This is a genomic window from Micrococcus sp. EYE_212 (assembly GCF_023147585.1).
In the GTDB taxonomy this organism is placed as follows: Bacteria; Actinomycetota; Actinomycetes; order Actinomycetales; family Micrococcaceae; genus Micrococcus.
Genome location: NZ_JAHXOZ010000004.1, coordinates 22404 through 47970, shown reverse-complemented (window position 1 = coordinate 47970; position 25567 = coordinate 22404). Strand labels below are relative to the sequence as shown.

The 25567-nt window shown below is 73.7% G+C and carries 26 protein-coding genes, 1 pseudogene and 1 other annotated feature; of the genes and pseudogenes, 16 read left to right on the top strand and 11 right to left on the bottom strand.

All coding sequences use genetic code 11. The annotated features are described in order from the left end of the window. Nucleotides 1-244: 244 nt before the first annotated feature. From KZX60_RS03965 to KZX60_RS03935, 7 genes and pseudogenes are all read left to right on the top strand, one after another. A pseudogene (locus KZX60_RS03965) lies at nt 245-1464 on the top strand (IS3 family transposase). Further along, nucleotides 517-648: a sequence feature (AL1L pseudoknot), on the top strand. (Overlaps the previous pseudogene by 132 nt.) A 185-nt stretch (nt 1465-1649) precedes the next feature. Further along, entirely contained in the window at nt 1650-1976 is a 327-nt protein-coding gene (locus KZX60_RS03960; protein WP_135030880.1) for a hypothetical protein, read from the top strand. Nucleotides 1977-1989: 13 nt separating this feature from the next. After that, complete coding sequence (locus KZX60_RS03955; RefSeq protein ID WP_135030879.1) at nt 1990-2718, top strand: hypothetical protein; 729 nt, start codon at nt 1990-1992, stop codon at nt 2716-2718. Beyond that, nucleotides 2715-3770, top strand: a complete 1056-nt coding sequence (locus KZX60_RS03950; protein ID WP_248115738.1) for a hypothetical protein — start codon at nt 2715-2717, stop codon at nt 3768-3770. The genes KZX60_RS03955 and KZX60_RS03950 overlap by 4 nt, the downstream gene beginning before the upstream one ends. Continuing rightward, complete coding sequence (locus tag KZX60_RS03945) at nt 3767-4414, top strand: ABC transporter ATP-binding protein (protein WP_248115737.1); 648 nt, start codon at nt 3767-3769, stop codon at nt 4412-4414. Before KZX60_RS03950 ends, KZX60_RS03945 begins: the two co-directional genes overlap by 4 nt. A 16-nt stretch (nt 4415-4430) precedes the next feature. Continuing rightward, complete coding sequence (locus KZX60_RS03940; RefSeq protein ID WP_248115736.1) at nt 4431-5525, top strand: permease; 1095 nt, start codon at nt 4431-4433, stop codon at nt 5523-5525. Nucleotides 5526-5579: 54 nt separating this feature from the next. Beyond that, a complete protein-coding gene (locus KZX60_RS03935) occupies nt 5580-7097 on the top strand; it encodes a SulP family inorganic anion transporter (protein WP_248115735.1) in 1518 nt (505 codons plus the stop codon). A 203-nt stretch (nt 7098-7300) separates the two neighbouring features. Here KZX60_RS03935 and KZX60_RS03930 read toward each other — a convergent pair whose 3' ends face one another. Beyond that, a complete protein-coding gene (locus KZX60_RS03930; protein WP_248115734.1) occupies nt 7301-8398 on the bottom strand; it encodes a hypothetical protein in 1098 nt (365 codons plus the stop codon). Nucleotides 8399-8562: 164 nt separating this feature from the next. Beyond that, a complete protein-coding gene (locus tag KZX60_RS03925) occupies nt 8563-8976 on the bottom strand; it encodes a VOC family protein (protein ID WP_248115733.1) in 414 nt (137 codons plus the stop codon). Between the two features lie 137 nt (nt 8977-9113). Here KZX60_RS03925 and KZX60_RS03920 point away from each other — a divergent pair, with 137 nt between their 5' ends. The 4 genes from KZX60_RS03920 to KZX60_RS03905 all read left to right on the top strand — a co-directional run bounded on the left by KZX60_RS03920 (nt 9114) and on the right by KZX60_RS03905 (nt 12503). After that, nucleotides 9114-9971, top strand: a complete 858-nt coding sequence (locus KZX60_RS03920; protein ID WP_248115732.1) for a type II CAAX endopeptidase family protein — start codon at nt 9114-9116, stop codon at nt 9969-9971. Beyond that, entirely contained in the window at nt 9968-11308 is a 1341-nt protein-coding gene (locus KZX60_RS03915; RefSeq protein WP_248115731.1) for an MATE family efflux transporter, read from the top strand. The genes KZX60_RS03920 and KZX60_RS03915 overlap by 4 nt, the downstream gene beginning before the upstream one ends. Before the next feature lie 84 nt (nt 11309-11392). After that, a complete protein-coding gene (locus KZX60_RS03910; RefSeq protein ID WP_248115730.1) occupies nt 11393-11974 on the top strand; it encodes a hypothetical protein in 582 nt (193 codons plus the stop codon). A 133-nt stretch (nt 11975-12107) separates the two neighbouring features. Then, entirely contained in the window at nt 12108-12503 is a 396-nt protein-coding gene (locus KZX60_RS03905; RefSeq protein ID WP_248115729.1) for a hypothetical protein, read from the top strand. Nucleotides 12504-12553: 50 nt separating this feature from the next. Here the strand turns inward: KZX60_RS03905 and KZX60_RS03900 are convergent, their stop codons facing one another. Further along, a complete protein-coding gene (locus tag KZX60_RS03900; RefSeq protein ID WP_248115728.1) occupies nt 12554-13567 on the bottom strand; it encodes an L-lactate dehydrogenase in 1014 nt (337 codons plus the stop codon). Nucleotides 13568-13641: 74 nt separating this feature from the next. Next, nucleotides 13642-14433 carry a CGNR zinc finger domain-containing protein gene (locus KZX60_RS03895; protein WP_248115727.1) on the bottom strand — a complete coding sequence of 264 codons (792 nt, stop codon included), beginning with the start codon at nt 14431-14433 and terminating at the stop codon, nt 13642-13644. A gap of 159 nt (nt 14434-14592) precedes the next feature. Here KZX60_RS03895 and KZX60_RS03890 point away from each other — a divergent pair, with 159 nt between their 5' ends. Then, a complete protein-coding gene (locus KZX60_RS03890; protein WP_248115726.1) occupies nt 14593-16248 on the top strand; it encodes a thiamine pyrophosphate-dependent enzyme in 1656 nt (551 codons plus the stop codon). Nucleotides 16249-16285: 37 nt separating this feature from the next. On the opposite strand, the gene KZX60_RS03885 is transcribed toward KZX60_RS03890, so the two are convergent. Then, complete coding sequence (locus tag KZX60_RS03885; RefSeq protein WP_248115725.1) at nt 16286-16849, bottom strand: GNAT family N-acetyltransferase; 564 nt, start codon at nt 16847-16849, stop codon at nt 16286-16288. Between the two features lie 378 nt (nt 16850-17227). Next, on the bottom strand, nt 17228-18133 hold the full coding sequence (locus tag KZX60_RS03880; protein ID WP_248115724.1) for an alpha/beta fold hydrolase: 906 nt from the start codon (nt 18131-18133) through the stop codon (nt 17228-17230). Between the two features lie 48 nt (nt 18134-18181). Between KZX60_RS03880 and KZX60_RS03875 the strand changes: the two genes are divergently transcribed. Continuing rightward, nucleotides 18182-18622 (top strand): hotdog fold thioesterase, encoded by a 441-nt coding sequence (locus tag KZX60_RS03875; protein WP_248115723.1) that lies wholly within the window; start codon nt 18182-18184, stop codon nt 18620-18622. After that, nucleotides 18619-18939 (top strand): antibiotic biosynthesis monooxygenase, encoded by a 321-nt coding sequence (locus KZX60_RS03870; protein WP_248115722.1) that lies wholly within the window; start codon nt 18619-18621, stop codon nt 18937-18939. The genes KZX60_RS03875 and KZX60_RS03870 overlap by 4 nt, the downstream gene beginning before the upstream one ends. 33 nt (nt 18940-18972) lie before the next feature. Here the strand turns inward: KZX60_RS03870 and KZX60_RS03865 are convergent, their stop codons facing one another. Next, nucleotides 18973-19554 carry an SRPBCC family protein gene (locus KZX60_RS03865; protein WP_248115721.1) on the bottom strand — a complete coding sequence of 194 codons (582 nt, stop codon included), beginning with the start codon at nt 19552-19554 and terminating at the stop codon, nt 18973-18975. A gap of 74 nt (nt 19555-19628) precedes the next feature. Between KZX60_RS03865 and KZX60_RS03860 the strand changes: the two genes are divergently transcribed. Next, complete coding sequence (locus KZX60_RS03860) at nt 19629-20048, top strand: DUF4259 domain-containing protein (protein WP_248115720.1); 420 nt, start codon at nt 19629-19631, stop codon at nt 20046-20048. 8 nt (nt 20049-20056) lie between these two features. Here KZX60_RS03860 and KZX60_RS03855 read toward each other — a convergent pair whose 3' ends face one another. The 4 genes from KZX60_RS03855 to KZX60_RS03840 all read right to left on the bottom strand — a co-directional run bounded on the left by KZX60_RS03855 (nt 20057) and on the right by KZX60_RS03840 (nt 24160). After that, complete coding sequence (locus tag KZX60_RS03855) at nt 20057-22543, bottom strand: heavy metal translocating P-type ATPase (RefSeq protein WP_298710225.1); 2487 nt, start codon at nt 22541-22543, stop codon at nt 20057-20059. Between the two features lie 48 nt (nt 22544-22591). Beyond that, complete coding sequence (locus tag KZX60_RS03850) at nt 22592-22810, bottom strand: heavy-metal-associated domain-containing protein (RefSeq protein WP_248115719.1); 219 nt, start codon at nt 22808-22810, stop codon at nt 22592-22594. An 83-nt stretch (nt 22811-22893) separates the two neighbouring features. Beyond that, nucleotides 22894-23253: a metal-sensitive transcriptional regulator gene (locus KZX60_RS03845; protein WP_248115718.1), complete on the bottom strand. Its 360-nt coding sequence runs from the start codon at nt 23251-23253 to the stop codon at nt 22894-22896. Between the two features lie 181 nt (nt 23254-23434). Next, nucleotides 23435-24160, bottom strand: a complete 726-nt coding sequence (locus tag KZX60_RS03840) for a protein-tyrosine-phosphatase (RefSeq protein WP_248115717.1) — start codon at nt 24158-24160, stop codon at nt 23435-23437. 146 nt (nt 24161-24306) lie between these two features. Here KZX60_RS03840 and KZX60_RS03835 point away from each other — a divergent pair, with 146 nt between their 5' ends. Continuing rightward, nucleotides 24307-25560: a chorismate-binding protein gene (locus KZX60_RS03835; protein WP_248115716.1), complete on the top strand. Its 1254-nt coding sequence runs from the start codon at nt 24307-24309 to the stop codon at nt 25558-25560. Nucleotides 25561-25567 lie beyond the last annotated feature (7 nt).

The window sequence follows — 25567 nt, the reverse complement described above, 5'->3', positions numbered from 1 at the left end:
TCCGCAGGACAGGACGTCGCTGACTGCGCAGGCGCGACAGCGCCGGAGGAATGGAGTCCATCTCGGTGGACGCCGCCAGTCGCGATTCAACCGGTCCTGACGGCGGAGGCCGAGAAGGAAGCGGCCTACCGCTCCGCTCTCGAACGGCGGGCCCAGACGCTCCGCATCACGGATCCTCCTCGCGTGCAGCGGAGAGTGAAGCGCCCTGGGTTTCGTTCCGATCCCAACGAAGGAGAATCGGAACATGCCCAAGAAGTTCAGCCCCGAGCTGCGTGAGCGCGCGGTCAGGATGGTCCTGGAACGCCAAGCCACGCAAGGAGGGCCCCGTTCGCATTCCATCCGGGCGGTAGCCCCGCAGCTCGATGTCAGCGAAGAGACCTTGCGGATGTGGTGCCAACGCCACGGCCACGAAATAGCTCAGGCACCCGTCTCAGAGACCCCTGCGGAGGAGATCCGCAGGCTCAAACGCGAGCTGGCCGAGGCGCGGCGCGCGAACGAGATCCTCAAGGCCGCCTCGGCTTTTTTCGCAGCGGAGCTCGACCGCCCCACGACGAGATGATCGCGTTCATCGACGAACACCGCGATCAGTTCGGGGTCGAGGCCATCTGCCGCACCCTTCGTGCGACGGAATGTGGGTTCATCACCTCGACGTGAGCTACCGCGCCGCGAAGACACGACCGGCCTCCGCGCGGGCCCTGCGAGACGTCCTGCTGCTCGAGGAACTCCGCCGGATTCACATGGAGAACTACAGCGTCTACGGCGTCCGCAAGATGCACCATGCGATGGCCCGCGCCGGGTGGGAGATCGGCCGGGACCAGGTCGCCCGTCTCATGCGTACCGCCGGCCTGCAGGGAATCCGCCGTGGCCGCAAGCCGATCACGACCCGCCCTGCAGGAGAGACAGACGCCCGCCCTGATCTCGTGGAACGTTGCTTCACCGCCGAGCGGCCGAACCAGCTGTGGGTCGCTGACATCACCTACGTCAGGATCCTGGGCGGGTTCTGCTACGTCGCGTTCATCACCGACGTCTACTCCCGGCGCATCGTGGGATGGGCTGTCTCGGGCAGCCTTCACACCGTGGGGCTGCCGCTGCTGGCCTTGGAGCGCGCGCTGCTGAGCACTGGCGCCAGCCGTGGCCGCCAGGGCCTGGTGCACCACTCGGATCGCGGTAGTCAGCTTGGCCTGCTCGGATGCGCTCATCACCGCCGGGGTGAGCGCCTCAGTGGGCACCGTGGGCGACTCTTACGACAACGCCCTGGCCGAGAGCGTGAACGGGCTCTACAAGGCCGAACTCATCCACTCCAAACGGATCTGGGAGTCCGTCGAGGCGGTCGAGCTGGCCACCATGGGGTGGGTGCACTGGTGGAACACCACCCGCCTCCACGAGGCCCTGGACTACCTCACCCCCGCGGAGGTCGAGGCGGCCTACACTCAAGACCAGGACTCAGCGCCCGTTGCGTCTTGACCTCGGAACGAAACCCAGGGCACTTCAGTTACGAGCGCGCGGCGGAACGGCCGTGCCGGGGCGCATTCCGGTGCAAGGTCAAACGTGGGTGTGTGAAGCATCTGAGAAAACTCTTGACGCTGAGCGGGCCACGCCATAGCGTGTGACACACCTCACAAGGGGCTTTAGGTCGGAGGAGGAACATCATGGGTGTGAAGCAGTGGGCCAGCAGGGTAGGCGCTGGCGTGGCTGTCGCTGGATTGCTGGCGGTCTCTGGAGCGGCGCCAGCGCAAGCGTTGTCAGAGACTGGCAGGAAGGACTGCAGTGCCGGAGGCGGGTATGTCGGCCTGCAGGTGGAGCAGCAGCGGTATACGGACACGATGTATTACAACGTCGGCGGAAAGACCACCAAGAAGCCTGGGCTATACAAATATGGATGGGATTCCGGACTCCGCATGACGCAGACCTGGACGGGGTCATCGACCTCGCTTCTGCTGTCGGGCACCTACGGCTACTGCTATTACCCCTACTGAGGTTGAGCCCAAGATGAAGACGAAGTTCGCAGCGGTCACCGCCGCGGCGGTGACCGCTGTTCTGACTCTGTCTGGATGTGCGACCACTGCTCCGTCCACGAGCGCCGCGGCGACCGGTTCCCCTACAGAGAAGGTGTGGGATCCCGAGACCTGGACGCCCACCGAGAAGATCGAGCGGCGGATGACCGAGGCTGACGAGCGGGAGCGCTGGTATGAGTCACAGCTCGCACGAAACGCCGCCTTCTTGGGCATCAGCAACCCCCCGGCCGTCACCCGTCGCGGGTGGGCCACCTCCAGGCAAGAGCAGGCGAGATGGTCCGCGCAGTGCATGACCGAGCGAGGGGTTCCCGCCACGTACAACGAGGTTATGGTGGGGGTGACGTATGACACTCCGCCGCCCTCGCAGGAGGCGGCCGTGAAACTGGTCTCATGGACCTGCGATGCCCTGTTCCCCATCGATCCGAGCCTGGACCAGGAGTTCTCTGACGCTCAGTTGCGCCTGCTCTACGACTATTGGGACCAGTACGCCATCCCGTGTCTTGAGGACCATGGCATCACCGTGGACACATCCCAGCGGCCCTCGAAGGAAACATGGCTGGCGGCCTTCAACACGCCGGAGCGGATCAGCTGGTGGCCCGTGCAAGACTCCATCATGGGCCTCACGGACGCGCGCTCCGCCGAGGTCTCGGAAGCCTGTCCGGTTCAGCCCCCGGACTCGATGCTCTTCGGATACTCCGAATGAGCAAGGTCACCCGCTGGGCCGCTCTCGTCCTCACGCTCGTGCTCGTCGCCGCCCTCGCCTTCTGGGCCGGCCGGGCCACGCTCACCCCTCCGGCCCAGGCCGATCAGCGTCCGTCCGAGGACGCCGTCGTCACCGTCGCCGAGCAGGAGCTCGGCCGCGTCATCACCCTCGGCGTGTCCGTGGCCCGCGAGCAGGCGCCGGCCGCCGTGAACGCGCTGTCCGGCGTCGTCACCCGGGCCGGGGAGTCCGGTGAGGTGGCCGCCGGGGACGTGCTGTACGCCGTCGCGCAGCAGCCCGTGATCGCCGTGCAGGGCGAGCTGCCCCAGTGGCGGGCGCTCGACGAGGGCGCCACCGGCAGCGATGTCGCCGCGTTCCAGCGAATGCTCGCCGCCACGGGGGCGAAGGTGGAGGTCACCGGCACCTGGGACGAGGCCACCGCTGTCGCCTGGAACGGCTGGCTCACCGAGCGCGACTACCCGGCCGCGGGCACCGTGGAGCTGGGCCAGCTCGTGGTGCTGGAATCACTCCCCGCCGCACTCAGCGTGGACGCGAAGGCAACGGCCGTCGGCGGCGCGCTCGCGGGAGGCGAGACCATCGTCGCCCGCCCCGGCGACGAGCCCACGTTCGCCATCGAGGTCAACCAGGACCAGGCCGCCATGATCCCGGCCGGCACCGCGGTGACCGTGCCCCACGGCGAGCACGAGTGGGAGGCCGTGGCCGGCGAGTCCACCGCGGACGACCAAGGGCTGATCCGCATCCCCCTGACCGCCCCCGACGGCGGCGCGGTGTGCGGCGCGGACTGCGACTCCCTGCCCGCCGAGGCCTCCACCTCCCTGCTCTCGAAGGTCAACGTGGTTCCGCCCGTCACCGGGCCCGTGGTCCCCGTGTCCGCGCTGCGCACCCAGCCCGGCGGCGGCGTCGTGGTCACCGTGGTGCGGGACGGCGTCGAGGAGGCGCGCACCGTCACGGTCCGCGGCTCCGCCGACGGCCTGGCCGTGGTGGACGGCGTGGACGCCGGGGAGACCGTGCGCGTGCTGGACGGCGCGCCGTGAGCACGGGTGAGCTCTCCGTGGCGGACCTGCGCTTCGCGTACACGCGCGGTGCGGAGGAGCTGTTCGACGGCCTGACCCACCGCTTCACCCCTGGCGCCGTCACCGCGCTCACCGGCCCGTCCGGGCGCGGCAAGTCCACGCTGCTGTACGTGCTGGGGCTTATGCTCACGCCCTCGGCGGGCGTGGTGCGCCTGGGCGACGTCGACGCCTCCGCCCTCCCGGACCGGCGCCGGGCGCGGCTGCGGGCCACGTCCGTGGGGTTCGTGTTCCAGGACGCCGAGCTGGACCCGTCCCGGCCCATCCTGGACTCGGTGGTGGAGCCCGGTCTGTACGCAGGGCTGGAGCGTCGGGTGCTGGAGGAGCGGGCCCGGGCGCTGCTGGAGCGCTTCGGCCTGGGACACCGGGCCGAGCACCGGCCGGGCCAGGTCTCAGGCGGGCAGGCCCAGCGCGTGGCGGTCTGCCGGGCACTCGTGAACACCCCTGCGGTGGTGCTGGCCGACGAGCCCACGGGCAACCTCGACCCGGACAACGCCTCCCTCGTGCTCGACGCGCTGGCCGAGACGGCTGCCGAGGGGCGCACCGTGGTGGTGGCCACGCACGACCCGGCCGTCGTCGCGCGGGCGGACGAGGTGGTGCGGCTATGACCCTCGAGGCCCGCCCATGAATCTGCGAACCCTGCTGCGCGAGGCCCTCACCGCCGCGCGCACCTCGCCCGTGCCCTCCGCCCTCGTGCTGCTGGTGGTGGCCGCCATGTGCTTCGCCGCCGTGGCCACGGTGGGCCGTCAGGCCGCCACGGAGGCCGCCGTCGCCGCGGAGCTCTCCGGGCCCGCGGCGCGCGTGCTCACCGTGACGGACTCGGGCGGCACCGGCTTCCTCACCGGTGCCACCGTCACCACCCTCGCCGGTCTCGACGCCGCCGAGGCCGCCCTGGCCCGCGACATCCCCGTGGACGCGGTGAACGCCGCGGTCGGTGCGGGCGGGGCGCCCGTGGCGGTGACCCACGTGGTGGGCACCCTGGATCGCGGCGTCGAGCTTACGCGCGGCCGCCTCCCGGGCCCCGGGGAGGTGGTGGTGCCCGAGGCGAAGCTGGCCGAACTGGGCCTGGCCCAGCCCTCCGGGGCGCTCGAGGCCGGGGACGGACGCCAGTGGGCCGTGGTGGGCGCGTTCGAGGCGCGCACGCCGTTCGAGGACCTCGACGGGTACGCGCTCGCCGTGCCCGCCGTCCCGGCCTCCCTCGTGGTCCAGCAGGTCCGCGTCCTGGCCCCGGACACCGCCGGCACCCGCGCCATGCAGGACTCCGCCCTGGCCGTGATCGACCCCGACCCTCGCTCGTCGCAGGTGCAGACCGCGCAGGCGCTGGCCGCCGGGAACGCGACGATCACCGGGGAGCTGGCCGGACTGGGCCGGTCCCTGCTGCTGCTGATCCTCGGGGCGGGCGCCTTCTTCGTGGCGATCGTGGTGCTCGCCGACGTGCTCATCCGTCGCCGCGACCTCGGGCGCCGCCGCACCCTGGGCATCGGCCGCGCGGACCTCGTGCTGCTCGTGGCGGTCCGCACCGCCGCGCCGGCGGTGCTCGGGGCGGTGGTGGGCGCGGGGACGGGCTACGCCGTCGTCGTGGGGCAGGGCGGGGCGCTGGGGCTGGACTTCGTGGCGGGGGTGGCCGTGCTCGCCGCGCTCACCGCGGTGGCGGCCAGCCTGCTCCCGGCCGCGTTCGCCGCGTTCCGGGACCCCGTCCGTGTGATGCGCACCGCATGAGCCCGTCGGGTGGCCTCAACGCGCGCCCACCCCACGCGCCGCTACCCTCGACGCATGCCCTCCTCCGCCTCCGTGGCCGCGCCCGACCGCGCGCCCACGCCCCTGGAACGCCAGTCCGTCCTGCGCACGCTCCGCACCCCGCGCTGGCTGCGCACCGAGGTCCTCGCGGGCCTCGTGGTGGCGCTGGCGCTCATCCCGGAGGCCATCGCGTTCTCAGTGATCGCGGGCGTGGACCCGCGCGTGGGGCTGTTCGCCTCGTTCACGATGGCGGTGACCATCGCGATCGTGGGCGGGCGCCCGGCCATGGTCTCGGCGGCCACGGGCGCGGTGGCGCTCGTCGTCGCCCCGCTCTCCCGCTCGCACGACGTGGACCACCTGATCGCCGCCGTCATCCTGGGCGGGGCCCTGCAGATCCTGCTGGGCGTGTTCGGGGTGGCCCGGCTCATGCGGTTCGTGCCGCGCTCGGTGATGGTCGGCTTCGTGAACGCGCTGGCCATCCTGGTGCTCACGTCCCAGCTGCCCGAGCTCATCGGCGTGCCGTGGCTCGTCTACCCGCTCGCGGTGCTCTCGCTGGCGGTGGTGCTCGCCCTGCCCCGCCTCACGACCGCGGTGCCGTCCACGCTCGTGGCGATCGTCGTCGTGACGGTGCTGGCCGTGGCCGCCGCCCTGGACGTGCCCCGCGTGGGCGACCGCGGCGCCCTGCCCGACGCCCCGCCGGTGTTCGCGCCTCCCCACGTGCCCCTCACGTGGGAGACGCTGCAGGCGATCCTGCCCTTCGCCGTCGGGGTGGCGTTCGTGGGGCTGCTGGAGTCCCTGCTCACCGCCAAGCTCGTGGACGACATCACGGACACCCCCTCGGACAAGTCCCGCGAGTCCTGGGGGCAGGGCGTGGCCAACGTGGTCTCGGGGCTGTTCGGCGGCATGGGCGGCTGCGCCGTGGTGGGCCAGACCATGATGAACGTGAAGGCCAACGGCGCCCGCACGCGCCTGTCCACGTTCCTGGCGGGCGTCTTCCTGCTGCTGCTCGTGGTGGTGCTCGGCGACGTCGTCGCGCAGATCCCCATGGCCGCGCTCGTGGGCGTGATGATCTTCGTGGCCGCCTCCGCCTTCGACTGGCATTCGGTGCGCCCCTCCACGCTGCGGGCCATGCCCCGCTCGGAGACGGCGGTCATGCTCGTGACCGTCATCGCGACCGTGGCCACCCACAACCTCGCGGTCGGCGTGGGCGTGGGCGTGCTCACCGCGCTCGTGCTCTTCGCGCAGCGCGTCTCGCGCCTCGTCACGGTGGAGCGGGAGCTCGACGACGACGGCGCCACCGCCGTCTACCGCGTGCGAGGTGCGCTGTTCTTCGCCTCCTCGGACGACCTGTACTCGCAGTTCCAGTACGCGCTCGACCCCGCGCGGGTGGTGGTGGACCTGAGCGAGGCCCACGTGTGGGACGCATCCACGGTGGCGGCCCTCGACGCGGTGCAGACCAAGTACGCGCGGCACGGGGTGCAGGTGAAGGTGCGGGGGCTGAACCAGGCCAGCGCCGACATGCACGGCCGGCTGACGGGCCGCCTCGGGGCGTGAGCGGGGGGCTGGCTCGGTCCCGCTCGGGTTTTTGGGCGTGTCTGCGGGTGGGACACGCCCACAACTCGATTCTGGGCGGGATGTTCGCCCAGAATCCTGAGGGCTGTAGGGGAAGATGGCCCAGAACAGCCGGTGCGGACGTGGACGAGGCGAGGCCCCGCCGTCGTGGTTCTGACGGCGGGGCCTCAGACGTTCTTCAGACCTCAGAAGGTGTAGGGCACGCGCTCCCAGGTGAGCAGCTCCTGCGCGGCGTTCTTGCCCTTGCCGGCGCTGTTCGGCGCGACGGTGAAGCGGGTCCACTCGTTGGAGGTGGCGTCGCCCTCGACGGTCACGCGCTGCAGGTTCTCGACGGCGCCCACGCCGTAGGCGTCGACCCAGGGGGAGCCGGCGGCGAGGGGCTCGTCGGCGTTGTAGCGGTGGGAGTCGCCGTTGATCAGGTAGACCGGGCCGTCGAAGGCGCGGGCCTGCTCGGCGATGGCGCCGACGATCGGGCGGAACGCGGCCACGTCCGTCTCGGTGATGCCGGCGGCGGCGAGGCGGGGCTCGAACATGTCCGCCTGGGTGAAGATCACGACGCCGCGGGCGTTCGTGCGGCGGGCGTCGTCGAAGGCCTCGCTGACCTCGGCGATGTTCGCGGCGTCGCGGTGGGCGACCTCGGCGAGCTGCTCGGGGGTGGGGACGGTCAGGCCGAGACCGGCCCACGGGTCGGTGGAGTTGTGGGAGCCCTGCACGTCGATGGCGACGAACTCCACGCGCTGCTCGCGGAAGCGCAGGTTCTCCGGCAGGCCCAGCTCGTCCTGGGAGTCCACCTTCATGGGGACGCCGAGGGTGCGGTCGGCGACGGGGAAGAAGATGTCCCGGACGGAGTCGAGGCGCTCGAGCGGGTTGTAGGCGCCGTTGTTGGCACGGTGGCAGTCCACCCAGTCGTTGTCGCCGGGGGTGAAGACCAGCGGGAGGGTCAGGCGGTCGAACTCGCCGCGGATCATCTGGAAGTACTCGTCCGAGCAGACGGCGGAGCCGGCCTTCACGTCGCCCACGTGGGCGAGGAACTCGAGCTCGTCGCTCTGGGCGGAGAGCTCGTCGATCATCTCGGGAAAGCGGTCGACCTGGGCCTGGCCGTAGGGGACGTCGCCGATGACGCCGAATTCGAAGGCGTGCTTGGCGGTGGCGGTGGCGGAGTGGGCGGGCTTGCCGGTTCCGGTTCCGGTGCCGTGGTCGGAGGCGGCCTGGGCGGGGGCGGCTGCGCCGGAGGCGAGGCTCACGGCGGCGAGCAGGGCGAGCGTGCGGTGCGAAGTGCGCATGGGGGTGCTCCTGGATCCGGTGGCCGCGCCGGGGAGGGCGGGGCCGGGCTGACGGCGCCGACGGCTGTCGGCCGCGTCAGGCTAGGAGCCGTGGGTGACGGCGTCCCGCGTCCCGGGTGACGTGCGGGCGAGCGGTGCGTGTCGTCGTCGTGAACGTGCCCCGCTCAGGCGGTGATGAACTCCCACTGGTGGCCGTCCGGGTCCACGATCTCGCGGGAGTGCATGCCGGAGCCGGCCATCTCGTCGCGCAGGTCCGCGGGGAGCGGGACCTCTTCGGCGCCGGCCTCCACCGCGCGGTCGGCCAGGGCGTCGACGGCGGCGGCGTCGCCCACGGTGAGCGCCATCAGGGCCGCGTTGGTGGTCATGCAGTCGGCGATCTCGCGGTCGCCGATGAAGTCCGTGTAGTAGCCGGGGCTCAGGTACATCGCGTACGTGGACTCGGTGAGCTCGATGCACACGGAGTACTCGTCGGAGTAGTCGTCCATCGCGGTCGCGCCGAGGGACGTCCAGAAGTCGCGGATGCGCTCCACGTCCGTCGTGGGGAGGTTGATGAACACCGGCTGGGAGAACAGGGCCATGACGTGCACCGTAGACCCTCCGCCTCGCCCCCCGCCAACCGGCCGCCCACCGGTCCCCGTCGGCCGGGGCTGCGTGCGCTCCGGTGGCCGCTCGGGTATCCGTCCCCGCGTCCGCCCCCGTTGGTAGCGTGGCCGCCATGAGCCTTCCCCCCGCCCCGCCCGCCGGCTGGCCGCCCTCAGGCTGGCCCGGCCGCCCCGCCCCCGCGGCCCGGACCACCCCCGACTGGACCCCCGGCCGCTTCCACTGGGGCGATCTCGCGGTGGTGCTCGCCTACGGGGCGCTCATGATCCTGGGGCTCGGCCTCTTCGCGGCCATCGCGCTGGACCTCGTCCCGGCCAACCAGGAGGACTTCCAGGTCCTGGACGCCTTCCGGGTGAACCTGCTCAGCTACGCCGTTCTCGTCCTGCTCGTGGTCGCCGTCGCGTGGCGCCCGCTCGTCACCTCGCTGCGCGTGTTCCGCACGGGCACGTGGTGGAAGATCCTGCTGCTGCCGGCCACCTGGTTCGCGTGCATCGTCGTGAACGTGCTGGTCCTTAGCCTGCTCGGCCAGGCCCAGACCAGCGCCAACCAGGCCGCCCTCGAGGAGATGACCACGCAGGCCCCGCCGCTGCTCATGGTCCTGATGACGGTGGTCGCCGCCCCGCTCGTGGAGGAGTACCTCTTCCGCCACCTGCTGGTGGGCAAGCTGTCGCGCTACGTGAACGTGTGGGTGTGCGCCGTGGTGTCCATCCTGGCGTTCACGCTGCTGCACTTCCTCGGCACGGGCGGGGACTTCGACCTCGTGGAGACCATCCCGTACGTGACCCTCGCGGTCGCCATCACGGTGTCCTACATCCTCATGGGGAAGTCGTTCGGGTACGCGGTGCTCCTGCACATGACCAACAACGGCATCGCGATCGCCATGCTCTACCTCGTGGCCCCCCTCCTGCCCGAGGTCCCCCAGCCCGTGGCGCCCACCGCGTTCCTGCCGTTCCTCACCGCGCTCGTCGGATGAGGGATTCCCGCCCCCTCGCCCGCCGCATCCTCGCGCTGGCGGTCCCCGCGTTCGGCGCGCTCATCGCGGAGCCGCTGTTCCTCCTCGCGGACACCGCGATCGTCGGACACCTCGGCACGGCGCAGCTCGCGGGCGCGGGCATCGGCACCACCGTCCTGCACACCGCCGCCGGGCTGCTCATCTTCCTCGCCTACGCCACCACACCCGCCGTCGCCCGCCTGGTCGGGGCGGGGGACCTCGCCTCGGCCATGTCCCGCGGCCGCGACGGCGTCGGGCTCGGCCTCCTGCTCGGCGCGGTCCTCGGGGTGCTCGGCTGGGCCGCCGCCCCCGCCCTGACCGGAGCGCTCGGCGCCACAGGCGAGGTGCAGGCCCACGCCGTCGCCTACCTGCGCTGGTCCATGCCCGGACTGCCCGCGCTCCTGGCGGTCCTGGCCGCCACCGGTGTCCTGCGGGGACTGCAGGACACGGTGACCCCGCTCGTCGTCGCCGGGGTGGGGTTCGCCGCGAACATCGGCCTCAACCTCGCCCTCGTCTACGGGGCGGGCATGGGCGTCGCCGGCTCCGCGCTCGGCACCTCGATCGTCCAGTGGGCCATGCTCGCCGCCTACCTCGTGGTGCTCGCGCCCCGCTTCCGGCGAGCCGGCACCGGCTGGCTCCCGACGGCGGCCGGCATGCGGGCCACGGCGCAGGTCGGCTCGTGGCTGCTGCTGCGCACCGCCAGCCTGCGCGCCGCGATCCTGCTGACCGTGGTCGCGGCCACCGGCGCGGGGGAGACCGTGCTCGCCGCGCACCAGCTCGTCTTCACGCTGTTCTCCACGCTCGCGTTCGCCCTCGACGCCCTGGCCATCGCGGCGCAGTCCCTCATCGGCGCGGAGCTCGGCGCCTCCCGTCCCGACGCCGCCCGCCGCCTCACCGCGGTCATGGTCCGCTGGTCGCTGGGCTTCGGCCTGCTCACCGGCGTGGCGCTGGCCGCCGTCGCGCCGTGGCTGCCCTCCCTCTTCACCGCCGACCCCGCGGTCCAGGCCGCCGCGACCGCCGGCCTCTGGGTCCTCGCGATCACGCAGCCGCTCGCCGGGTTCGTGTTCGTCCTGGACGGCGTGCTCATCGGCGCCGGGGACGCGCGCTACCTCGCGCTCGCGGGGCTGGTGAACCTCGCCGTCTACGCCCCCGTGCTGTGGCTCCTGGCCCGCTCCGGACCCCTGCTCTCCGCCCCCGACGCCGGCACGCGGGTCGTGGCGCTGTGGGTCGGCTTCGGCGTCGTGTACCTCGGCATGCGCGCGCTCACCCTGGGCCTGCGCGCCCGGGGCGGCGCGTGGATGAGGCTCGGGACGGGCTGAGCCCCGACAGCGGCACGGTCGCCCGCGCCCCCTCCTCACGCCCCGTCCCCGCGCCCCCGGGACGACCGCGCCTAGACTGATGCGGTGCCTGCCGTGACCACCCCCCTCGAGATCTCCTCCGTGGTGTTCAAGCCGATCCTCGTCCGCGCCGTCGTCGCGCTCGTGTTCGGCCTGTCCACCGTGTTCGTGCCGAACCCCGGCGTCACCTGGATGAAGGTGGCCTTCGCGCTCTACCTGGTGTTCTCCGGCTCCGCGATGTGGGAGTATCTGCGCCGCGAACCCGTGCCCGTGGCCATGCGCTCCCCGCTCTCCCTCGCCGCCGCGGCGTGGATGCTGGGGACCATCGTCATGCTCTTCCTGGGCTCTCCCTCGGCCATCGGCGTCACCGTCGCGGTCGCACTCGTGGCCGGCGGCGCGGCCGAGCTCGTGGCGTGGGCCCGGCACCGCCGGGAGTTCATCCCCGCCCGGGACCAGCTCTGGACGGGCGCCGTGGGCCTGCTCTCCGGTCTGGGCCTCGCGGTCGGCGCCCTTCAGGGGCTCAACCCCCACGGCCAGCTCGGCATCGTGGGCGGCGGCGCCATCATCATCGGCGTCCTCCTGCTCATCTCCGGACTCGGCTTCCACCACGAGGTGCGCCGGGATCGCGGTAGCGCCCGCGGCCTCTGAGCCGGCTCGGCCACCCGGCGTAGACTGAGGGCGGCCCGTCGTCGTGCCCGCGGGGAGGATCCCGCCCGGGCCGACGTCGCCGTCACCCCCGTGCGCCCGCGCGCACGCCACCCGAGCCCGTAGGAGGCGCACCGTGAGCGCACCGTCCCCCCGTCCGTCCCACGACCGCGCCGGCACCGGTGCCGGCCGTCCGGCACGCGGCGGGCTGCGCACCACGGTCAAGGGCCCGCTGATCTTCTCCGCCGTGCTCGGCCTCGTCGGCGGCGTCATCGCCGCCCTCACCGCCTCGGGGGGCACTTCGAACCCGCTGCGCGTGGACATCGGCCTCATCGCCTTCGGCGTGTTCTTCATGACCTCGCTCGTGGTGGTCGCCATGCTGCAGCTCTCCACCCGCGAGAATCCGCCGCGCCTCTCCCATGGCTCCGGCGTGAACCTCTCCTCCGAGGAGACCTTCCGCAAGGCGGCCGCCGAGCGCCGCGCCAAGGCGGCCGCCGAGCGCGCCGCCAAGGAGCGTGGGCCGCAGGGCTGAGCTCGCCGGCTGGAGGACCCCCGCCCGCGCCTCACAAGCCGGACCGCCCCTCAGAAGCCGAACCGCGCCGCCGTCGCCCGCAGCGCGGCGGCCGAGGCCTGCAGCTTCGCGGTCTCGGCCGCGTCCAGTTCGAGCGGGATGACCCGCTCCACCCCCGCCCGCCCGACGACGGCCGGCAGCGAGAGCGCGACGTCGTGCAGCCCGTGGGGGCCGTCGAGCACCGTGGAGACCGGCAGGATGGCGTGCTGGTCCCGCAGGACCGCCTCGAGCAGGCGCGTCGTCGCGACGCCCACCGCGTAGGTGGTGGCGCCCTTGCCCTGGATCACCTCGTAGGCCGCGTTCGTGACGGTGTGGGCGATGGCGTCCAGGTCCGCGAGCGAGAAGAGCGGCGCGGCGGCGTCGGGCCACTCGAGGATGGGCATCGGCCCGATCCGCGCGGAGCTCCACGCCGGGAACTCCGTGTCCCCGTGCTCGCCCAGGATGGACGCGTGCACCGACGACGTGTGCACCCCCGCCCGACCCGCCAGCAGCCAGCGCAGGCGTGAGGTGTCCAGGAGGGTGCCGGAGCCGATCACCCGTCCGGCGGGCAGCCCCGTGATCCGCTGCGCCACGAGGGTGAGGACGTCCACGGGGTTGGTCACCAGCACGATGAGCGCGTCCGGCGCCGCGGCCTGCACCCGGGGGAGCAGGTCGTGCAGGATCGCCACGTTGCGCTCGGCCAGGTCCAGGCGGGTCTGGCCCGGCTTCTGCTTCGCGCCGGCCGTGACCACCACGATCTCCGCCTCCGCCAGCACCGCGGGGTCCGCCCCGCCGGTCATCGCGTCCGCGGAGGTGAAGGGCGTGCCATGGGCGAGGTCGAGGACCTCGGCGCGCACCTTGGGCTCGTCGATGTCGTAGAGCGCGACCTCGCGGGCCACGCCGCGGATCAGGGTGGCGTACGCGATCGCCGTCCCGACGCCGCCGGCTCCCACCACGCCGACCTTGCGGTGGGCGGGGACGCCGGGGTCGCTGACCGCCCACGGGGACGGGGCGGGGGAGGGGGCCGGGTCGCGCTGGTCGCTCATGGGCGCCAGCGTAGGGGCGACCCGCGCCGCGCAGAAGGGGCCGCGCGCCCCGTCACCGGGAGTTCAGACGGGCGTCAGTCGTCGGACTTCTCCGTGTCCTTCTTCGCCTTCTTGTCCTTCTTGGCGGCCTTCTCGGCCTCCTTGGCCGCCTTCTTCTCCGCCTTCTTGCGGGCCTTCTTCTCGGCCTCCTTGGCCGCCTTCTTCTCGGCCTTGCCCTCCTCGGCCTTCACGGGCTCTTCGACCGGGGCGTCCTCCTTCACGGGCTCCGCCTTCCCGCCCGCCTCGGGCGCCGGGGTCTCCGCCGTCTCCTCGGCCAGGCGCGCGCGGTAGCTGCGCACGTGCGTGCGGTTGGCGCAGTTGGCGGCGTCGCAGAAGCGCTTGGAGCGGTTGCGGCTGGCGTCCACGAGCGCGTTCTCGCAGTCCTCGCCCGCGCACACGCGCAGGCGGGAGAGCTCGCCGTCGACGGCGGCCTCGGCCATCGCGAGGGCGGCCAGCGCGGTGAGGCGCTCGACGGCGTCGGACGGGGTGTCCGCGGGCGCGAAGTCCACGGCCTCCTCCCCGGCCACGAGGCGCAGGGGGCCGACCGTGGCCAGCAGCTCGTTGACGCCCTCGGTGGCGGCGGCCTCGTTCGTGGCGGCCAGCGCCCAGGCGGAGGTGAGGCGCTCGCGCAGGTCCTTCGCGCGCACGACGGCGGCCGCGGCCACGCGCAGGCGGGCGTCGCCCTCCTGCAGGGCCGGGACGAGGTCGGCGAGCTGGGCGCCGGCGGTCAGGCGTTCGGGCTGCTCGGCACCGCCTCGCGGGCCGGGCGCGGTGTTGAGGAACGCGGCGATCGAGGAGAGCAGGGTGAGGGTGCGGGCGGAGAGCATGGGCCAACTGTACGGGGGAGTGCCACGTCACACCGCGTGGCACGCCTCCCCGGCCCGCGCGTCGTCAACTACTGTGACCGCAGGCCCCTCGATCCCAGTGCCGGGGCCGGACCGACCGGGGTGCGAGGGCGCTCCCGGAGCACGCCGACAGGAGCCCCCATGACGCAGAACCCCGAGGCCGCCGAGCGACTGAGCGCCGGCCACGTGATCGTGAAGACCCTGGAGTCGCACGGCGTGAAGCGCGTGTTCACCGTGCCCGGTGAGTCCTACCTCGACGTCCTCGACGGCCTGCACGACTCGGGGATCGAGAACGTGGTGTGCCGCCATGAGGGCGGGGCCACCTACATGGCCGAGGCCGAGGGCAAGATGAACGAGGTGCCCGGCGTCGCCATGGTGACCCGCGGTCCCGGCGCCGCGAACGCCCACGTCGGTCTGCACACCGCGTGGCAGGACTCCACCGCCATGGTGCTGTTCGTGGGCCTCATCCCGTTCGAGCACCGAGACCGCGAGGCCTTCCAGGAGTTCGACCCGCACGCCTGGTTCGGCAGCGGCGCCAAGCGCGTCATGGTCCTGGACCACCCCGAGCGCGCCTCCGAGATCGTGGCCGAGGCGATGTTCGCCGCGTCCTCCGGGCGCCCTGGGCCCGTCGTCGTCGGCCTGCCGGAGGACGTCATCCGCGTCGAGGTCGAGGATCACGTGCACCCGCAGATCCCCGTGGCCCCGGGCGGCATGCCGGTGGAGGACTGGAAGTCCCTGCACGCGGCGCTGAAGGAGTCGAAGAAGCCCCTGTTCATCACCGGCGGCAACGACTTCACGGACGAGGGCGCCCAGCAGCTCACCCAGTGGCTCGAGGACCACAAGATCCCGGCCGCCGCCGAGTGGCGCACCGAGGGCACCGTGCCGTTCTCCTCGCCCTCCTACGTGGGGCCCATCGGCTACGGCCGCCCCAAGCCCACCTACGACCTGCTCGAGGAGACCGACCTCATCGTCTTCGTGGGCACCGTGCCCGGCGACGTCGTGACCAACGGCTTCACGATCCGCCAGAACTGGGACAAGAAGAACTTCCTCGTCACCATCGACCCCTCGCTGCGCGGCCGCTCCGGTCCCGTGTCCCACCAGATCGTCGCGAAGCCGGACGTGTTCGTCCGCGACCTCGTCCGCATGGAGCTCGAGGTCAAGCCGGAGTGGGAGGAGTGGACCGCCCGCATGCGCGGCGAGCAGGAGAAGTTCGCGGCCCTGCCCCCGGCCGAGCCGTCCGAGGGTCAGGCGAGGATGGCCACGCTCATGGCCAACCTGGTGCCGAAGCTGCCGAAGGACTCGATGGTCTCCCTCGGCGCGGGTGAGCACACCAACTGGGCGCACCGGTACTTCCCGACCGAGGGCTACCGCGCCATGATCTCGGCCCGCAACGGCTCCATGGGCTACTCGGTGCCGGGCGCCGTGGCCGCGTCCCTGAACTTCCCGGACCGCACCGTGGTGACCATCGCCGGCGACGGCGAGTTCCTCATGAACGGCCAGGAGCTGGCGACCGCCGCGCAGTACGGCGCCACGCCCCTCGTGATCGTCATGGACAACCAGGAGTACGGCACCATCCGCACCCACCAGGAGAAGCAGTACCCCGAGCGCATCTCCGGCACGCAGCTGAAGAACCCGGACTTCGCGCAGATGGCGCAGGCGTTCGGCGGGTTCGGCGTGCGCGTGGAGCGGGACGCGGACGTGCCCGCGGCCGTCGAGGCCGCCCTGAAAGCCGTGCAGGAGGAGGGCCGCTTCGCGCTCATCCACCTGATCGTGGAGCAGCGCGTCAAGGCGTACTGAGGCCGGCGGCGCGGCGCGGTCCGCGCCGCCCCTCCGGTCAGGCCGCCGTCGTGGGGACGTCGAAGCGCAGCTTCGGGACGTCGAAGGGCGCACCGTCGAGGTCCGTCTCGACCCGGTCCCGCAGCACGCCCCCGCACGCGCGGATCGTGGCCACGGAGGCGGTGTTCGTCTCGTCGCAGGTGAGCAGGGCGGTGGGCGTCCCGCGCGCGGCCAGCAGCGTCAGGGCGCCGCGCAGCAGGCGCGCGGCGTGCCCCCGCCTCCGGAACGCGGGGCGCACCGCGTAGCCCACGTGTCCGTTGACGTGGCGCAGCGCCTCGTTCAGCTCCCATCGGACGGACACCCGGCCCACCAGCTCGCCCACCTCGTCCACGCCCACGTAGAAGGAGGCGGGCACCCGGCCGGGTTCGACGTCGCCGCGCGCCTCGGCGGCGAACGCGCGGCGGATCGCGGGGAAGGAGAGAGTGGCCCCGCCGAGGAGGAAGTCGAACCCCTCCCGGTGCAGCTCGGCGTCCGCCTCGCGCGCCGCGATCTCGTCCGCGGCGCGCAGCGGGCGCAGCAGGAGGCCGTCCACGGTGACGGTGGGGCTGGGGTCCGGGAGCATGCGCCGAGTGTACGAGGGGGGACGCCGGGCGCGGCCGCGTGAGCTGCCCGCCGCCCCACCCCTCCTCCCCTCCCCACCCCCGCACCGTGAGCCAGACGTTTCGGTCGTGATCCGCCGCTGATTGCAGCAGAAACGTCTGGCTCGCGGCGGAGCACGTGTTCGAGGAGATGCGCCACGGCAAGATCGAGGGCCGCGTCGTCATCGACTACGCGATGCAGGACTGACGTGTCGCCTGGGCATCCGCTGGGCGCGGGGTAGTGTCGATACATCACGCGCACCAGTGCGACGGCGGTCGTCCCGCCCGGAGATCCGGGCCGGGGCGGCCGCCGTCGTCGTCGTGGGGACGGGGCGGGCCGCAGCGCGCCCGACGCCCGAGCCTCAGCGGGCCGCGGCCGGGGCGACGCCGTCGCGCAGCCACTTCAGCGTGGCCGGCCAGAAGGTCGACGCGAACCGCGCGTGGAACAGCCCGAAGTGCCCGATCTCCGCCACACCGAGCTCCTCCGGCCGCACGCGCCAGCGCACCGTCCGCCGGCCCGGCGAGTAGGCGCCCGCGCGATCGAGGGCGGCGTCGGTGCCGAAGTCGTCGTCGACGGGCGCCACGATCAGCGCGTCCGCCGTGAACGCGGCCAGACGACGGCGCAGCTCGTCCCGGCCGGCGGCGGTGCGGGCGCTCGCGGTGAAGTCGCGGCGGCTGCGCGCCCAGTCCAGGGCGACCCCGCGCGGCAGGTCCTCGAGCCAGCCGAGCCGCTGCCCCGGGAAGTGACCGCGGGCAAGCGTGACCACCGGCATCGCCGCGTGCCAGCGCGCCCACATCCGCGCCCTTCCCGGCCGCGCCCGGTAGTCCCGCCAGTGGGCGTGCTGCCCGCCCACGGCCACGTGCCGGGCCACATGCCGCGCCTCGTCCGCCAGCCCGACGCCGAACCCGCCGTAGCTGTGACCCACCGTCAGGAGGGGGCCGGGCAGGTGCGTCCGGGCCCAGCCGAGCACGGCGTCCGCGTCGAGGGCGCCCCAGTCCGCCCAGCGCGCCCGCCGGGCCACGGCGAACGGCTCACGGGACTCCCCGACACCCCGGTAGTCGAACGTGACCGCGTGGAACCCGTGGCCGGCGAGGAACTCGGCGTAGCGCCGGTAGTACGTGGCCTTCACTCCGGTCGCCGAGGCGATCACCACGGTGCCGGCAGACGAAGCCGGGGGCGCCGTCGTCGTGGGGGCGAAGTGGCGGGCCGCGAGCACGAAGCCGTCGCGGGCGCGGAGGCGCACGAGGGTGGAGGTGGTCTGCGTCACGCCGCCACCCTAGGTGCGGGGCGGAGCGGCCTGCGACACAATGGGCCCATGACTGAGACCCCCCAGAGCTCGCCCGGCCAGAGCCGGGACGAGATCCTCGCCCGCCTCGAGGAGATCTACGCGAACGACCCCGCGGTGCGCGAGCACGGCGTCACCCTCGGCGAGGTGGCCGAGGGCCGCGTGGTGCTGCACCGCGACGTCACTGCGGACATGGTGAACTCCCACGAGATCTGCCACGGCGGCTTCCTGTTCCACCTCGCGGACTCGGCGCTGGCGTACTGCGTGGCGACCTTCGGCGCCGCTCCCGTCACCCGGCGCGCGGAGATCACCTACGTGGCGCCGGCCCGCCTGGGCGCGCGGCTCACCGCCACCGCCCGACAGTCCGTCGAGTTCGGCCGGGACCGCATGATCGAGGTCCGCATCGAGGCGGACGGCCAGCTCGTCGCCTGGTTCACCGGCCACTCCACGAGCCCGAGGCCGCGCGCATGAGCGCCGCGACGCCGTCGGGGCCGGTCCGCGAGATGGTCGAGCTGCACGTGGCCGAGGGTGCCGAGGAGGCATTCGAGACCGCCGTCGCCGAGGCCGCCGCGCTGTTCCGGGACAGGGACGCCACGTCCTTCGAGCTGGTCCGACAGGTGGAGGACCCCCTGTGCTACCGGCTGATCATCGGGTGGCGCCGCCTCGAGGACCACACCGTGGGCTTCCGCGAGTCGGACGCGTTCCCGGCCTGGCGTGCCCTCGTCACACCGCACCTGGCGGAGCCGCCGGCGGCCACGCACTGGACGACGGCGCACGGCGCCTTCTGACCACCCCCCCCCTTCGACGACGACGGGGGCCCCTCAGAGGTGGCGGGCCGCCAGCCGCGTGAGGCTGGCCTGGATGCCGCGGGCGTTGTCCTTGGTGAGCCGCAGCGTCTCGAGCGCCTTCCCCACGGCGGGGCGCGTCCAGGAGTAGTCGAAGATCTCGGTGACCTCCGTGGTGCCGTCCCCGTTGTCCAGGAACTCCCAGCGCCAGCGGTGCCCGCCCGGGTGCGCCCACTCGATCAGGCGGTCCGGCTCGGAGGCCGTGGTGGTCAGCGTCATCCGGTACGGCACCCCGTACTTCTTCATGGCGACGGTGAACCGGTCGCCCACGGCCAGCCGGTGCGGCCCGCTGACCTTCGGCTTCACGGTCCCCGAACCGTCCACCTCGTGGTGCCGGTGCGGGTCGGCCAGCGCAGCCCACAGCTCCTCGGCGGGGGCGTCCACGGTGAGCCGGTAGGCCACCTGGCGCTCGCCGACCTCGACGCGCGTGGGCCACGCCGCCTGCGCCGCGGCACGGGGCAGGGCGGCGGACGACGACGATGCGCCCGGCTCGCTCTGTTCGGACGGGGAGGTCGCGGGGGTCTCGGGGCTCGCGGAGGGGGTCGGCTCGGTGCTCATGCGGCCAGTCTAGGAACCCCTGGGAACCGGCCGGAGTCCTGGCCCCGGCGGCGCGGCGGGCCTAGTGTTGCTCCATGAGCACCTGGGGAATCCACGTCTTCGAGAACGACGCCGCGCAGGAGCTGGTGGACGAGGTCCTGGACGGGACCTTCCGGCTCGACGAGTACCGCGGCACCTTCCGCTCGGAGGAGGATGAGGACTTCATCCCCGCGGACCCCGGCGCCCGGCTCCTCGCCATGGGTGCGATCCTGCGGGTGGCGGACGACTCCGAGGCCCCCGCGGCAGCCGCCCTCGAGGAGATCGCCGGCACGGACGAGCTGGACCTCTCCACCTTCCGGGCCCAGTTCTCCGACGAGGACGTCCTGACCCTGCACGAGCTGATCGGCGTCGTGCTGCGCGAGCCGGCCTCCTCCGAGCTGTTCGAGCGCTGGGAGGAGTCCGGCGAGCACGAGGAGTGGCTCGCGGTCTCCCGCGCGGCCGCCGTCCCGAACTGAGCCGGTGCTCAGCGCCCGTAGCGCGTGAGCCGCAGGGAGTTCAGCACCACGAGCACGCTCGAGGCCGCCATCGCGCCGCCGGCGATCATCGGGTTCAGCAGGCCCAATGCCGCAATCGGGATGCCGAGCACGTTGTAGGCGAACGCCCAGAACAGGTTCATCCGGATGATGGCGAGAGTCCTCCGGCTCAGCTCGAGCGCCTGCACCACCTGGTCCAGGTCGTCGCCGAGCACGGTGATCTGCGCGGCCTCGCGGGCCACGTCCGTCCCCGAGCCCATCGCGATCCCCATGTCCGCGGCGGCGAGCGCGGGGGCGTCGTTGACGCCGTCGCCCACCATGGCGACCACGCGGCCCTCGGCCTGCAGGCGGCGGACCACGTCCACCTTGTCCTCGGGGCGGACGCCGGCCACCACGTCCTCGGGTGCGATCCCGACGGCGGCGCCCACCTGGGCGGCCACCGCGGCGTTGTCACCGGTCACCAGCAGCGGGCGCAGGCCCAGGTCCTTGAGCCGGGCGATCGCGGCCGCGGAGGAGGGCTTCACGGTGTCCGTCACGGAGACGATCCCGGCGAGCCGGCCGTCCACGGCCACCCACACGGCGGTGGCGCCGGCGGACTCGGCGGCCGCGAAGGCCTCCGCGTGCTCGGCGGGGATCGGGCCGCCGAGGGCGTCGTCGATCACGGGTCCACGTCCCACGGCCACGCGGCGGCCCTCGACCACGCCGGTCACGCCGCCGCCCGGGGTGGAGGCGAAGTCCTGCACGGCGGCGAGATCGAGGCCGCGCTCGCGGGCGCCGTCGACGATCGCACGGGCGATCGGGTGCTCGGAGCCGGTCTCCACGGCCGCGGCGAGCGCGAGGACGCGGTCCTCGGCCGGGTGCGCGGCGGCGCCGGGGGCTCCCGTCCCGCGCACGGAGGCGTCTGGAGAGGCTCCCGCTTCGTCCACGGAGACGGGGCGGACGGCGGCCAGGCGCATGCGGCCCTCGGTCACGGTGCCGGTCTTGTCCAGCACGAGGGTGTCCACCGTGCGGGTGTCCTCGAGGACTTCGGGGCCGCGGATGAGGATGCCCAGCTGGGAGGCGCGGCCGGTGCCGGCCAGCAGTCCCACGGGGGTGGCGAGGCCGAGCGCGCACGGGCACGCGATCACCAGCACGGCGACGCCGGCACGCAGGGCGGGGGCCACGTCGCCGCCGGTGACGAGCAGCCACACGGCGAACGTGAGCACGGCCAGCGCCAGGACGACGGGCACGAACACGGCCGAGATGCGGTCCGCCAGGCGGGCGACGCGGGCCTTGCCGGTCTGTGCGTCCGAGACGAGGCGGCCCATCTGGGCGAGCGTCGTGTCCGCGCCGGTGCGGGTGACGCGTGCGATCAGGCGGCCGGAGGTGTTCAGGGTGGCGCCCGTGACCTCGTCCCCGGGGCCGACCTCCACGGGCACGGACTCGCCGGTGAGCAGGGAGGCGTCCACGGCGGAGGCGCCCTCGAGCACCACCGCGTCGGAGGGGACCTTCTCGCCCGGGCGGACCACGACGACGTCGCCGGGGTTCACCTGCTCTGCGGGGACCACGCGCTCGGCGAGGCGGTCGCCGGAGGGGCCGTCGCCGTCGTCGGCGCTGTCCCAGCCGGGGAGCAGGGTGGCCTGGGCCGCGCCGAGGTCCAGGAGGGCGCGCAGGGCGGCGCCGGCCTCCCGCTTGGCGCGGGCCTCGAGCCAGCGGCCCAGCAGCAGGAAGGTGGTGATGACCGCCGCGGTCTCGAAGTAGAGGCTGTGGTGCATCATCGCGGCCATGCCGCCGCCCACGTGGGCGGTCATGCCCGGGTCGAGCAGCAGCTCGATCGCGGAGTAGCCCCACGAGACGAGCACGCCCACGGACACGAGGGTGTCCATGGTGGAGCTGCCGTGGCGGCCCGCGCGGACGGCGGCGGAGTGGAACGGCCAGGCCGCCCAGAACACCACCGGCGCGGAGAGTGCGAGCGCCGCCCAGCCCCAGTGCGGGAACTGCAGCGCCGGGACCATGGAGATCAGCAGGACGGGCAGGCTCAGCAGGGCCGCCCCGATCAGCCGTGGGCGCAGCACGTCCTCCCGCGGGCCGTGCTCCAGGTGGTTCACGTGGTCGTGGTCCGCGTGGCCGGGGCGATCGCCGCGAGCTGCGTGGTGGCCGGTGCTGGAACCCGCGGGGCCTCCGGCGTGCCCCGCGTCCTCCATGGCGCCGGCGTCCGCGGTCGGCTCCGCGCCCGGGGTGGGGGCCGTGGTGACGGCGGGCCGCGCGTGCGGGTCATCGCGCACCCGCGCCGTGTATCCGGCCTTCTCGACGGCGGCGATCAGCTCGGCGTCGCTCACGCCCTCGGGCGCGGTGACGGTGGCCCGCTCGAGGGGCAGGTTCACCGAGGCCTCGACGCCGTCGATCTTCCCGAGCTTGCGCTCCACCCGGCCGACGCACGAGGCGCATGTCATGCCGGAGACGTCGAGGTCCACGCGGCGCCCGCCGGTGCTGAGCACCTCGGCGGCGGCCTGCGCGGGCGTACGGGTGCGATTCTCCGTCACGGGTCAGCCCTCCACGATCTGGTAGCCGGCCTCCTCGACGGCGGCGCGCACGGCGGCGGGGTCGAGGTCGGACTCGGAGGTCACGGTGGCGGTGGACGCGCCGCCCTTGACGAGGTCCACGTCCACGGCGGTCACGCCGGGGAGCTCGCCGAGCTCCTCCGTCACGGACGCGACGCAGTGGCCGCAGGTCATGCCGGTGATCTTCAGGTCGGTGGTGGTCATGGGGTGCTCCTTCGGGTGGGTGGTTCCGGTGGTTCCGGTGGTGTCTGAGGTCTGGGCGGTGAGGGCGCGGACGGGGGTGCGCGTCAGCGCAGCAGCCGCCCGATGGCGGCCGTGGCCTCCGCGACCTTCTCGTCGATGAGGTCGGTGCGGCCCTGCGCCTCCGCCTGCACGGCGGCCTCCGCCACGCAGTGGCGCAGGTGCTCCGAGGTGAGGTTGAGGCTCAGGGCCTGCAGGGCCTTGGTGACGGCGGCGACCTGCGTGAGGACGTCGATGCAGTACACGTCCTCCTCCACCATGCGGTGGATGCCGCGGACCTGCCCCTCGATGCGGCGCAGCCGCTTCAGGTGCGCGTCCCTGTCACGGTGGACGGCGTGGGGCGGCTCGGGGCCCTCGCACGGGTCGACGGCGTGGCACGCGGAGGTGCCGGCGGATTCGCTGTTCACCCCTGGACCATATACCCCATGGGGGTATGCCGTCCATGGGCCGATCCCGCCGCGCGCGGTGTGTCCTTGCGCGGCGCCGCCGTGGCCGCGCGACCCCGTCGCGCCTCCGCGCCGGCTCGTGCGACGGCAACGGCCGCCCGGCGAGCGGCCGGGCGGCCGTGGGGGAGGGCAGGGGCGACGCTCAGGCGGCGGCCCGCTCCTCCAGGTCGGCGATCAGCTCGCGCACCTGGAGGTCGAGGGCGTCCCGCACGCTCCGCACCTGCTCGATTCCGAGGCCGCGGATGGAGGGGACGGACCAGCGGCGGACCTCCGCGCCCGCGGGGATCTCGAACGGGTCCGCACCGTCGAAGAGCACGACCAGCTCGGTCGTCCGCAGGACGTCCTCGTCCAGCCCCTTGGGGTAGGCGTGGTGCAGGGGGATGCCCGCCTCGGTCATGGCGTCCAGCGCGGTGGGGATGATCTCGCCCGCGGGGGAGGTGCCGGCGGAGCGGGCCTTCACCGCGCCGGCGGAGCGGTTCTCCAGCAGGGCCGCGGCCATCTGCGAGCGGCCGGCGTTGCCGTGGCACACGAAGAGCACGCGGGGGTGGCGCGACTCGATGCTGCCCTGCGCGATCGCCATGGCGCGCAGCCGGTCGGCCGCGTGGCGCACCGAGGTGGTCGCGAGCATCTCCGGGTGACGGCTCGTGGCGGACAGCGTGGCGTAGGACTCGGCCAGCACGGTGCGCGCCGTCGCCACGTCGCCCACCTCCGGGTACCGCGCGTGCAGGCGCACGGCCTCGCGCTCCAGCACGCGGGCGGGCATCCCGTGCGGCGCCGCCTCCGAGGGCTGGTCGGCGACGGCGTCGAGCGGGTCGCCGTCCTCGGGGGCGCGGGGAGCGGCGTCGGGATCCGGGGGGATGGGGCACATGGGAAGGACCTCGGGTGGGCGGGCGTTCGAGGTGAACGCGGGGCGAACGAACCCCTCCACGCTAGTGCATCGCGTCTGCGAGGAGGCGGCGGTGCGGCCGGGCGGGGCCGTTCGCGACGGCCCGGCCGTGGGAGAGAATGGACGCCATGTGTGCCCGATCCGCCCTCCCGGACGTCGGCCCGGTCGTGGCCGGCGTGCTCGACGCCGCCGCCTCGCCGTTCGCAGACGCGGTGGTCTGGGCGCAGGGGGACGTCGCATGGCGCGGCACCGGCGGGTGGACGGTGCTCCTGACGGGGCGGGATCGGCTGCGCCGGCTCTCCGCGCTGTGGCAGGCCGCCGTCGCGGGACGGCCGGACCCCGCGGCGCCCGTGCGCGGCTGGATCTCCTCGACCTTCGCCGACGACTCCGCCGAGCCCGCCGTCCTCCGCGTGCCCGAGCGGCTCGCCCGGGCGGATGCGGACGGGGTGCGCGGCATCGAGCAGCACGCGGACGGCGCGGCGCTCGCCGCGGCCGCCGCCGCCGATCCGGACGCGCGCCTGCTGACAGGCGAGGAATTCCCCCTGCCCGCGGACACCGCGGAGCACGCGTGGGACGACGTCGGCTATGCCGCCGGGGTGCGGGAGGTCCTGGAACGCCTGGCGCGCCACGGGGACGGGGCCGGGCGGGAGCCGCTCGAGAAGGTCGTCATCAGCCGCACGTTGACGGTGCCGGCCGAGGACGCAGACCTGTGGCGCGCGGTCGAGGCGCTGCGGGCGGACTACCCGCAGACGTGGGTGTTCGCCGTCGGCGGGCTCGTGGGGGCCACCCCGGAGATCCTCGCGACGCGCCACGCGGGCGAGGTCTCCTCGCGCGTGCTGGCCGGCTCCCTGCCGCGGGGTGCGACGGCGGCCGAGGACGCCGCGCTGCGGGCCCGCCTCGCCGCGGACGAGCGCCTCGGCCATGAGCACCGCTGGGCTGCTCGATCGGTGGTGGACGCCCTCGCACCGGTGGTGGAGCTGGAGGACGCGGATCCGGCGCCCACCGTGCTGACCCTGCCCAACGTGCACCACCTGGCCACGGCCGTGCGCGGGCGGCTTCGGGACGGGGGCGGCACCGTCCTGGACGTCGTGGCGGCCCTGCACCCGACGGCGGCGGTCGGCGGCACGCCGCGAGAGGCGGCCGTGCGGCTGATCGCCGAGGTCGAGCCCGTGGACCGCGGCCGCTACGCCGGGCCCGTGGGGTGGATGGACGAGACCGGCGACGGCGTGATCGCGCTCGCGCTGCGCTGCGGCCAGCAGGTGCCCGGCGGGATCCGGCTGCACGCCGGCGGCGGCATGGTGCCCGGGGCGGTGCCCGAGGAGGAGGTCGTGGAGGTCGGCGTGAAGCTCCAGCCGATGCGGCGGGCGCTCGGGCTCCGCTGACCCCGAG

Excerpts from the sequence above, each read along its gene's own strand:
- KZX60_RS03960 (WP_135030880.1), top strand. The coding sequence starts at position 1,650 with ATGGGTGTGAAGCAGTGGGCCAGCAGGGTAGGCGCTGGCGTGGCTGTC.
- KZX60_RS03955 (WP_135030879.1), top strand. The coding sequence starts at position 1,990 with ATGAAGACGAAGTTCGCAGCGGTCACCGCCGCGGCGGTGACCGCTGTT.
- KZX60_RS03950 (WP_248115738.1), top strand. The coding sequence starts at position 2,715 with ATGAGCAAGGTCACCCGCTGGGCCGCTCTCGTCCTCACGCTCGTGCTC.
- KZX60_RS03940 (WP_248115736.1), top strand. The coding sequence starts at position 4,431 with ATGAATCTGCGAACCCTGCTGCGCGAGGCCCTCACCGCCGCGCGCACC.
- KZX60_RS03935 (WP_248115735.1), top strand. The coding sequence starts at position 5,580 with ATGCCCTCCTCCGCCTCCGTGGCCGCGCCCGACCGCGCGCCCACGCCC.
- KZX60_RS03930 (WP_248115734.1), bottom strand. The coding sequence starts at position 8,398 with ATGCGCACTTCGCACCGCACGCTCGCCCTGCTCGCCGCCGTGAGCCTC.
- KZX60_RS03925 (WP_248115733.1), bottom strand. The coding sequence starts at position 8,976 with ATGGCCCTGTTCTCCCAGCCGGTGTTCATCAACCTCCCCACGACGGAC.
- KZX60_RS03920 (WP_248115732.1), top strand. The coding sequence starts at position 9,114 with ATGAGCCTTCCCCCCGCCCCGCCCGCCGGCTGGCCGCCCTCAGGCTGG.
- KZX60_RS03915 (WP_248115731.1), top strand. The coding sequence starts at position 9,968 with ATGAGGGATTCCCGCCCCCTCGCCCGCCGCATCCTCGCGCTGGCGGTC.
- KZX60_RS03900 (WP_248115728.1), bottom strand. The coding sequence starts at position 13,567 with ATGAGCGACCAGCGCGACCCGGCCCCCTCCCCCGCCCCGTCCCCGTGG.
- KZX60_RS03895 (WP_248115727.1), bottom strand. The coding sequence starts at position 14,433 with ATGCTCTCCGCCCGCACCCTCACCCTGCTCTCCTCGATCGCCGCGTTC.
- KZX60_RS03890 (WP_248115726.1), top strand. The coding sequence starts at position 14,593 with ATGACGCAGAACCCCGAGGCCGCCGAGCGACTGAGCGCCGGCCACGTG.
- KZX60_RS03885 (WP_248115725.1), bottom strand. The coding sequence starts at position 16,849 with ATGCTCCCGGACCCCAGCCCCACCGTCACCGTGGACGGCCTCCTGCTG.
- KZX60_RS03875 (WP_248115723.1), top strand. The coding sequence starts at position 18,182 with ATGACTGAGACCCCCCAGAGCTCGCCCGGCCAGAGCCGGGACGAGATC.
- KZX60_RS03870 (WP_248115722.1), top strand. The coding sequence starts at position 18,619 with ATGAGCGCCGCGACGCCGTCGGGGCCGGTCCGCGAGATGGTCGAGCTG.
- KZX60_RS03865 (WP_248115721.1), bottom strand. The coding sequence starts at position 19,554 with ATGAGCACCGAGCCGACCCCCTCCGCGAGCCCCGAGACCCCCGCGACC.
- KZX60_RS03860 (WP_248115720.1), top strand. The coding sequence starts at position 19,629 with ATGAGCACCTGGGGAATCCACGTCTTCGAGAACGACGCCGCGCAGGAG.
- KZX60_RS03850 (WP_248115719.1), bottom strand. The coding sequence starts at position 22,810 with ATGACCACCACCGACCTGAAGATCACCGGCATGACCTGCGGCCACTGC.
- KZX60_RS03840 (WP_248115717.1), bottom strand. The coding sequence starts at position 24,160 with ATGTGCCCCATCCCCCCGGATCCCGACGCCGCTCCCCGCGCCCCCGAG.
- KZX60_RS03835 (WP_248115716.1), top strand. The coding sequence starts at position 24,307 with ATGTGTGCCCGATCCGCCCTCCCGGACGTCGGCCCGGTCGTGGCCGGC.